Here is a 5,919-nt window from a genome sequence, read left to right as displayed (position 1 = left end):
GGGGGTTCAGCGGCTACCGGCGGTGGCCCGGCCGACGAGGGCTGCGGCGACGTCGCGCAGCTTGCGGTGGGAGTCCTGGGAGAGCTTGGCGAGGATGCCGAAGGCCTCGTCGGCGGTGCACCGGCGTTGCCCCATGATGATGCCCTTGGCCTGCTCGATCACCGCCCGGCTCTCCATCGCCGAGCGCATCTGTTCGGCCAGGGTCGCGGTGCTGGCGTAGAGGTGGGCGTTGGCCAGGGCCACCGCCGCGTACGCGGCGAACGTCCGGGCCAGTTCCACCGTCTCGGCGTCGAACGTGTGCGGCCGGGCGCCGTAGAGGTTGAGGGCGCCCACCACCGCCTCCTGGATCGGCAGGCCGATCGCGACCACGCTGCCGATGCCGGCGTCGGCGGCCCGCGTCGCCCAGCCCGGCCAGCGTTCCTCGGTGCCGGTGTCGGACACGACGAGGGTGTCGCCGGTGACCGAGGCGTCCAGGCACGGGCCGTGGCCCTGCCGGTACTGCCACTCGTCGAGCCGCAGCGCGGCGTCGCCGGTGACGGCGACGCTCTGCGGGCTGCCACCGCGCAGCAGGGTCACCGACACCTCGGACACGCCACGCAGGCTGCGGCAGGCCAGGTCGGCGATCATCCCCAACACCTCGTCCACACCCACCTCGTCGAGGCGGATCCGGCCGAGTCGGGTCAGGGCGTCGTGCGGGGAGAGCGGGGGCGCTGCCATCACACGGCTCCTTTCCGGCGGGCGTCCCCCGGGCTGCCCGTGGTGGGGGGGCGCGTCGGCCCCCGGCCCGACGGTGGGCCCGACGCACCGGGGTGCGCGACAATCCGCACCATACCCGCACCCGGGGCCGGCCGCCCCCGCACGCACCTGCGGCGAGCTGCCCGCGGCGGCCGGTCAGGCCAGGTAGGCGGGCGGCACCGCGTCGGTGAGCCACACGCCGTTGGCGCTGCGGTAGAAGGTGTGCCCGTCGCGGGCCATGGCCGCCGCGTCGACGGTCAGCACCACCACCGCGCCACCCCGGCGGGCCCCGACCCGCCGGGCCGTCGGCACGTCCGGCGACAGGTGTACGTGGTGCCGTCCGCCCCGGTTCAGCCCGGTGGCGCGGATCGAGTCGAGGGCCGCGGCCCCGGTGCCGTGGTAGAGCCGGGCGGGTGGTGGTTGCGCGGTCAACCCCAGGTCGACCGGGTAGGAGTGGCCCTGGCTGGCCCGGATGCGTTCCACCCCGTCGGCGTCCCGGGTCACCGCGAACCGTTGCTTGTCGTTGCCGGCGACCACGGCGTCGAGGGTGGACCTGTCGATGCGCAGGGCGGCCAGCAGGTCGGTGACGGCCACCCACCCGCCCGGGTCGGGGGCGAGGCCGAACCGGGCGGGTCGGTGGCGCAGGGCCAGCGCGATCCGTTTGCTGGTCCGCACCAGCGTGTGATGATCCATGTCGAGCATTGTCGGGCCGGTGGCGGGCCCGCTCCACCGGTTATCCGGTGCCGCGCCCGCCCCTGCGGTCGGCTCAGCCGGCGGCGCGCAGGGCCTCGGCGAGGGTGGTGGGCCGGCGGCCGAGCAGCTTCTCCAGGTCCGCCACGGGCACGTACAGCGCGCCGTGGGCGAGGCCCCGGTCGGCGTCGGCGAGGGTGGCCGCGTACGGCTCGGGCAGCCCGGCGGAGACGAGCAGCTCGGTGTACGCCGGCACCGGCAGGTCGGTGTAGCGGACGTCGCGTCCACTCTGGCGGGACACCTCGGCGGCCAGTTCGGTCATGGTGAACGCCTCGCCGCCCAGTTCGTAGACCCGACCGGTGTGCCCCTGCGTGGTGAGCACCTCGGCGGCGGCCTCGGCGTAGTCGGCCCGGGTGGCGGCGCTGACCCGGCCGTCGCCGGCCGACCCGGCGACCCCGTGGGCCAGGTAGTTGGCCAGTTGACCTGTGTAGTTCTCCAGGTACCAGCTGTTGCGCAGCAGCACGTACGGCAGGCCCGAGGCGCGCAGTTCCTCCTCGGTGGCCCGGTGTTCGGCGGCCAGCAGCAGGTCGGAGGTGTCGGCGTGGGCGATGCTGGTGTAGACGACCAGGCCGACGCCCGCCTGACGGGCGGCCTCGATCACGTTGTGGTGCTGCGGCACCCGCTGCCCGGCCTCGCTGCCGGAGACGAACATCAGCTTCTCGGCGTCGGCGAAGGCGGCGCGCAGTGAGTCGGGGTCGGTGTAGTCGGCCGTCCGCACCACGACGCCCCGCTCGGCGAGGTCGGCGAGCCGGTCCACGGAGCGGCCGAGGGCCACGATCTGCCCGGCGGGTACGCCCCGGCGCAGCAGGGATTCGACGATGAGGCGGCCCAGGTGGCCGGTGGCCCCGGTGACGACGACGGACATGGCGCTCTCCTTCGGGTGGCGTGCTCTTGTCGTACTGGCCAACACGCAGGTGGGAGCCGATACTTCCCGGCAGAGAGTAGGCACCTTGAAGTTTGTGACGCACTGATAGAGAGTAAAGTGATGCGACCCGACCCGTTCCAACGCGACTGCGGCAGCCGGCAGGTCATCGACCGGATCGGTGACCGGTGGAGCGTGCTGGTCGTGCTCACCCTCGCCGACGGCGAACGCCGCTACGGCGAACTGGCCGAGCACATCGACGGGATCAGCCAGAAGATGCTCACCCAGACCCTGCGCGGGCTGGAACGCGACGGTCTGGTCACCCGCACCGTGCACGCCAGCGTCCCGCCCCGGGTCGACTACGCCCTCACCGACCTCGGCCGCAGCCTGCTCGACCTGGTCTCCGGCCTGGAAGCCTGGGCCACCACCCACCTCCCCGACGTGCAGGCGGCCCGGGTCCGCTACGACGCCGAGGTCCTGCGCCGCCCGACCACCGCGCGAGCCGGCCGCCGGTAAGGGGCGGACGTGAGGGCCGTCATAACGGGTGGACGACCCGCCGGTCGCTGCTGCTAGATTTCGGGCAGGTCATGAGCGCCAGCGTCAAGCCCCGGCTCGCTGGCCGGCAACCCTCCGCCACGGTGGGGTGCTCCGGGTGAGGACCAGGCACCGGTGAACGACCCGGTGCAAGCGTGGCCTGGTCACCCCAGGTCGACACCGATCAGGGAGAACCCGTGTCGAACCACTCACCCGCCCCACCCGGCGACGGCGTCACCGCCGTGATCCGGCCCGGCGTCCGGTCCGTCGGCGTCCGGCTGGTCAGGCGGCGACACGTCGACCTCATGCGGGTGCACAGCGACTCCTGTCGCCGCCGCTAGTCGAACCCCTCTTCCCGTGACACCTCAGCGGGATGCCCGGTGGGCATCCCGTCGGCGGCGCGCGTCCGCCGCCGCCCGACCACCTCCGGAGACACCCGTGCGATTCCTTCCTGCCCTGCCCACACTCCGACTGTTCCGCGCCACCTGGACGCGGGTCGCCGCGCTCGGCGTCGCCGCCCTGCTCGCCGGCACCGCGTTGACCGGCTGCGGCGGCGACTCCGAGGCGGCCGACAACCCGTACGGCCTGCTCCAGCCGGGGGTGCTGCGCGCCGGCACGCTCACCGACGCCCCACCGAACGTCTACCTCAAGGACGGCACGTTCACCGGCTTCGACAACGACCTGCTCGTCGCCGTCGCCGGCAAGGTCGGGCTGAAGGTCGAATTCGTCGGCACCGACTTCTCGGCGCTGCTCTCCCAGGTCAACAACCGCAAGTTCGACGTCGGCAGCTCCTCGATCACCGTCACCGAGGCACGCAAGAAGACCGTCGACTTCGGCAACGGCTACGACTTCGGCTACTTCGGCCTCGACGTGCCGGCCGGTTCCCCGCTCGCCGGCTTCGACCAGCTCGCCGGCAAGCGGGTGGTGGTCGTGCAGGGCACCGTGCAGGACGACTACGCCACCTCACGCAAGCTCGACCCGGTGCGGGTGCCCGACTACAACGGGGCGATCAACCAGCTCAAGGCCGGCACCGCCGACGCCTGGATCGCCCCCGCCGAGATCGGCGAGAAGTCGGCCGCCGACAGCAACGGCAAGATCACGGTGGCGGCCACCGAACTGAGCCCGGCCCCCACCGCGTACGCCGTCGCAAAGGGCAACGACGCGCTGCGTGAGGCGCTGGACAAGGGCCTCGACGAGGTCATCGCCGACGGCACCTGGACCCGGCTCCAGCAGCAGTACTACCCGGGGCGGCCGATCCCGGCCGGCTTCACCCCCGGCAGCGGCGACGTCACCGCCCCGGGCGCGGCGACGCCGTCGGCGTCGGCCACTTCCTGACGGTACGACCAGACCAGCGAGCGGGGCGGTAGGAGAACACGATGGATCCGTTGAGCACCCTGTGGGAGACCTTCTTCGACGGGGACTCCATGCGCGAGGCGCTGCCCGAGATGCTGACCGTCGGGCTGCCCAACACGCTGATCCTGGCGGTCTCCGCCGCCCTGCTCGGCTCGGTGCTGGGCATGGCGCTGGCCGTGGCGGGCATCTCCCGTACCCGGTGGTTGCGGTGGCCGGCCCGGGTCTACACCGACGTGTTCCGGGGCCTGCCGGCCGCCGCCACCATCCTGCTGATCGGCGTCGGCCTGGCCCCGCTCGGCATGCAGGTGTGGGGCCCCAACCCGTACCCGCTGGGCATCCTGGCGCTGTCGCTGATCGCCGCCGCGTACATCGGGGAGATCTTCCGCTCCGGTATCCAGAGCGTGGAGGCCGCGCAGCTGGAGGGGGCCCGCGCGCTGGGCTTCTCCTGGGGTGAGGCGATGCGCCTGGTGATCGTCCCGCAGGGGGTACGCCGGGTGCTCCCGGCCTGGGTGAACCAGCTGATCGCGCTGATCAAGGACTCCAGCCTGGTCTACTTCCTGGGCCTGCTGGCCAGCCAGCGGGAACTGTTCCGGATCGGGCAGGACTACGCGGCCAACACCGGCAACCAGTCGGCGCTGCTGCTGGCCGGCCTGTGCTACCTGCTGCTGACCGTGCCGCTGACCCACGCGGTCAACGCCATCGACCGCCGGCTGCGCCGGGGCCGGACGGTCACCGTCGATCCCGACGACGACGGCGGGCTGGCCCTGGCCGGCGAGACCGCCCTACCGCAACCGCGCCCCACCCGGGAGGACCCCCGATGAGCACCGGCACCGCGACAACCACCTCGGTCAGCCTCGCCGTCCGCGACGTGCACCTGGCCTTCGGGGCGAACCGGGTGCTACGCGGCGTCGACCTGGACGTCGCCCGGGGCGCCACGGCCTGCGTCATCGGCCCGTCCGGCTCCGGCAAGTCCACCCTGCTGCGCACCGTCAACCGGCTGATCGAACCGGACTCCGGTGACGTCCTGCTCGACGGGCGCAGTGTGCTGCGCGACGACCCGGACGCCCTGCGGCAGCGGGTCGGGATGGTCTTCCAGCAGTTCAACCTGTTCCCGCACATGACCGTGCTGCGCAACATCACCCTGGCCTTGCGCCGGCTCAAGAAGCTGCCCGAGGAGGAGGCGGTGGCGCTGGCCCGTTCCCAGTTGGCGCTGGTCGGCCTCGCCGCCAAGGCCGACTCCCGGCCCGCCCACCTCTCCGGCGGGCAGCAGCAGCGGGTCGCGATCGCCCGCGCGCTGGCCCTGCAACCCCAGGTGATGCTCTTCGACGAGGCCACCTCGGCACTGGACCCGGAGTTGGTCAAGGGGGTGCTCGGGGTGATGGCCGACCTTGCCGGCGGGGGCATGACGATGGTGGTGGTCACCCACGAGATGGGCTTCGCCCGCTCGGTCGCCGACACCGTCGCGTTCATGGACCACGGCGTCGTGTTGGAGGCCGGCGCACCGGAGGCGGTCTTCGAGTCACCGCAGCATCCCCGGCTGCGCCGCTTCCTGTCCCAGGTGCTCTGAGACGGGCGACGCCGCTCCCGGCCGGGGGGGAGCGGCGGCGGGTGGTGCGGATGGCCCCGGGGTGCGGTCCTGTCGTAGGAGCGGCGGGCGCTAGGTGTGGGCGGGGCGACCCGCGCGG

The 5,919-nt window shown here is 73.1% G+C and carries 8 protein-coding genes and 1 riboswitch; of the genes, 5 read left to right on the top strand and 3 right to left on the bottom strand.

The genetic code is table 11. The features are described 5' to 3' along the window. Positions 1-6: 6 nt before the first annotated feature. From ACOJTC_RS12500 to ACOJTC_RS12490, 3 genes are all read right to left on the bottom strand, one after another. Positions 7-717 carry a GAF and ANTAR domain-containing protein gene (locus tag ACOJTC_RS12500; RefSeq protein ID WP_420116973.1) on the bottom strand — a complete coding sequence of 237 codons (711 nt, stop codon included), beginning with the start codon at positions 715-717 and terminating at the stop codon, positions 7-9. A 174-nt stretch (positions 718-891) separates the two neighbouring features. Next, positions 892-1,428: an RNA 2'-phosphotransferase gene (locus ACOJTC_RS12495; protein ID WP_420116972.1), complete on the bottom strand. Its 537-nt coding sequence runs from the start codon at positions 1,426-1,428 to the stop codon at positions 892-894. A gap of 73 nt (positions 1,429-1,501) precedes the next feature. Further along, entirely contained in the window at positions 1,502-2,350 is an 849-nt protein-coding gene (locus ACOJTC_RS12490; protein WP_204924383.1) for an SDR family oxidoreductase, read from the bottom strand. 120 nt (positions 2,351-2,470) lie between these two features. Here ACOJTC_RS12490 and ACOJTC_RS12485 point away from each other — a divergent pair, with 120 nt between their 5' ends. The 5 genes from ACOJTC_RS12485 to ACOJTC_RS12465 all read left to right on the top strand — a co-directional run bounded on the left by ACOJTC_RS12485 (position 2,471) and on the right by ACOJTC_RS12465 (position 5,801). Then, positions 2,471-2,863, top strand: a complete 393-nt coding sequence (locus ACOJTC_RS12485) for a winged helix-turn-helix transcriptional regulator (protein ID WP_420116971.1) — start codon at positions 2,471-2,473, stop codon at positions 2,861-2,863. A gap of 67 nt (positions 2,864-2,930) precedes the next feature. Continuing rightward, positions 2,931-3,043, top strand: a riboswitch (SAM riboswitch). Between the two features lie 35 nt (positions 3,044-3,078). After that, positions 3,079-3,222, top strand: coding sequence for a hypothetical protein (locus ACOJTC_RS12480; RefSeq protein WP_420116970.1), 144 nt, complete (start codon positions 3,079-3,081; stop codon positions 3,220-3,222). 97 nt (positions 3,223-3,319) lie between these two features. Then, positions 3,320-4,216, top strand: coding sequence for an ABC transporter substrate-binding protein (locus ACOJTC_RS12475; RefSeq protein WP_420116969.1), 897 nt, complete (start codon positions 3,320-3,322; stop codon positions 4,214-4,216). 41 nt (positions 4,217-4,257) lie between these two features. Beyond that, positions 4,258-5,055, top strand: coding sequence for an amino acid ABC transporter permease (locus ACOJTC_RS12470; protein WP_204924386.1), 798 nt, complete (start codon positions 4,258-4,260; stop codon positions 5,053-5,055). Further along, on the top strand, positions 5,052-5,801 hold the full coding sequence (locus ACOJTC_RS12465) for an amino acid ABC transporter ATP-binding protein (protein ID WP_420116968.1): 750 nt from the start codon (positions 5,052-5,054) through the stop codon (positions 5,799-5,801). Before ACOJTC_RS12470 ends, ACOJTC_RS12465 begins: the two co-directional genes overlap by 4 nt. Positions 5,802-5,919 lie beyond the last annotated feature (118 nt).

This window comes from Micromonospora sp., from assembly GCF_048594385.1.
GTDB classification, from domain to species: domain Bacteria; phylum Actinomycetota; class Actinomycetes; order Mycobacteriales; family Micromonosporaceae; genus Micromonospora; species Micromonospora wenchangensis.
Note: the sequence above shows the minus strand (reverse complement) of the source record. Positions and strands in the feature narration are given on the sequence as shown.